The 1,613-nt window shown below is 53.0% G+C and carries 1 rRNA gene; it reads right to left on the reverse strand.

Annotation, left to right across the window (positions count from 1 at the left end):
* Positions 1–11: 11 nt before the first annotated feature.
* A 16S ribosomal RNA gene (locus F1609_RS33865) occupies positions 12–1,542 on the reverse strand.
* Positions 1,543–1,613 lie beyond the last annotated feature (71 nt).

Genomic DNA, 1,613 nt, shown 5'->3' on the forward strand with positions numbered 1-1,613 from the left:
TGCAACTCTAGAAAGGAGGTGATCCAGCCGCACCTTCCGATACGGCTACCTTGTTACGACTTCACCCCAGTCACGAATCCTACCGTGGTAAGCGCCCCCCTTGCGGTTAAGCTACCTACTTCTGGTAAAACCCGCTCCCATGGTGTGACGGGCGGTGTGTACAAGACCCGGGAACGTATTCACCGCGACATGCTGATCCGCGATTACTAGCGATTCCAACTTCATGTAGTCGAGTTGCAGACTACAATCCGGACTACGATACACTTTCTGGGATTAGCTCCCCCTCGCGGGTTGGCGGCCCTCTGTATGTACCATTGTATGACGTGTGAAGCCCTACCCATAAGGGCCATGAGGACTTGACGTCATCCCCACCTTCCTCCGGTTTGTCACCGGCAGTCTCATTAGAGTGCTCTTTCGTAGCAACTAATGACAAGGGTTGCGCTCGTTGCGGGACTTAACCCAACATCTCACGACACGAGCTGACGACAGCCATGCAGCACCTGTGTTACGGCTCTCTTTCAAGCACACCTCGATCTCTCGTGGCTTCCGTACATGTCAAGGGTAGGTAAGGTTTTTCGCGTTGCATCGAATTAATCCACATCATCCACCGCTTGTGCGGGTCCCCGTCAATTCCTTTGAGTTTTAATCTTGCGACCGTACTCCCCAGGCGGTCTACTTCACGCGTTAGCTGCGTTACCAAGTTAATTAAAACCCGACAACTAGTAGACATCGTTTAGGGCGTGGACTACCAGGGTATCTAATCCTGTTTGCTCCCCACGCTTTCGTGCATGAGCGTCAATCTTGACCCAGGGGGCTGCCTTCGCCATCGGTGTTCCTCCACATCTCTACGCATTTCACTGCTACACGTGGAATTCTACCCCCCTCTGCCAGATTCTAGCCTTGCAGTCTCCATCGCAATTCCCAGGTTGAGCCCGGGGATTTCACGACAGACTTACAAAACCGCCTGCGCACGCTTTACGCCCAGTAATTCCGATTAACGCTTGCACCCTACGTATTACCGCGGCTGCTGGCACGTAGTTAGCCGGTGCTTATTCTTCAGGTACCGTCATTAGCAAAGGATATTAGCCTTCACCGTTTCTTCCCTGACAAAAGAGCTTTACAACCCGAAGGCCTTCTTCACTCACGCGGCATTGCTGGATCAGGCTTTCGCCCATTGTCCAAAATTCCCCACTGCTGCCTCCCGTAGGAGTCTGGACCGTGTCTCAGTTCCAGTGTGGCTGGTCGTCCTCTCAGACCAGCTACTGATCGATGCCTTGGTAGGCCTTTACCCCACCAACTAGCTAATCAGATATCGGCCGCTCCAGGAGCATGAGGTTCTTGCGAAGCCCCCACTTTCATCCTTAGATCGTATGCGGTATTAGCGTAACTTTCGCTACGTTATCCCCCACTCCAGGGTACGTTCCGATATATTACTCACCCGTTCGCCACTCGCCGCCAGGTTGCCCCGCGCTGCCGTTCGACTTGCATGTGTAAGGCATGCCGCCAGCGTTCAATCTGAGCCAGGATCAAACTCTTCAGTTCAATCTCTGTTTAATGTCCTTGCGGACAGATCGCTCACTCAAAATACTGACAAGCTCATCTTTCGATGCGCC

The sequence above is a fragment of the Massilia aquatica genome (genome assembly GCF_011682045.1).
In the GTDB taxonomy this organism is placed as follows: Bacteria; Pseudomonadota; Gammaproteobacteria; order Burkholderiales; family Burkholderiaceae_D; genus Telluria_A; species Telluria_A aquatica.